The sequence below is a fragment of the Acinetobacter sp. AL9 genome (genome assembly GCF_041464035.1).
In the GTDB taxonomy this organism is placed as follows: Bacteria; Pseudomonadota; Gammaproteobacteria; order Pseudomonadales; family Moraxellaceae; genus Acinetobacter; species Acinetobacter towneri.
Window position 1 is genome coordinate 1 of record NZ_JAYFSK010000176.1, and the last position, 465, is coordinate 465.

Annotated in this window: 1 protein-coding gene and 1 pseudogene; both read right to left on the reverse strand. The window is 36.1% G+C overall.

Annotation, left to right across the window (positions count from 1 at the left end; genetic code table 11):
• Positions 1-85 (reverse strand): annotated as a pseudogene (locus tag ACEO2X_RS14180) (IS5/IS1182 family transposase); the annotation flags it as partial.
• Positions 86-224: 139 nt separating this feature from the next.
• A partial coding sequence (locus ACEO2X_RS14185; protein ID WP_371972185.1) for a hypothetical protein occupies positions 225-465 on the reverse strand: 241 nt, incomplete at its 5' end.

Genomic DNA, 465 nt, shown 5'->3' on the forward strand with positions numbered 1-465 from the left:
CCATTTCACTAAAAACTGGTCGAGGTACACCAACCAAGCGCTTGAATTCAGAATCTGAAAAACGGTTTAATTTCTGATATTTCATGAAATCTATATTGAGGTAGTTTTTACTTTCGCAAGAGGTCTATTTATTTAGTTTTTTAGCGATTTTATTTTTCCTGAGTTATATGTTTTTGCTCAGTTCGCGCTATTTGCATCGTTGGGTATATAGCGCGGCAATGCTGTTATTGAGCTTTAATATTGGGGTGACGCTGTGGGCAGAACCCACTATTTTTCAGCAGTTGGCATTTTATAGTTCTTTTTTCTTTGTTTTGATTTTGGCAAATTTTGCCTATGGATTTTATCCACTGGAGCGAAAAACCTCGTGGTTCAGCACGAGGATATAAGCGACTGGAGTAAACCATATGAACGACACGAAATGTCGTTTTAAATACTTGTACTATAGTCACTATTAAGAAAAATACT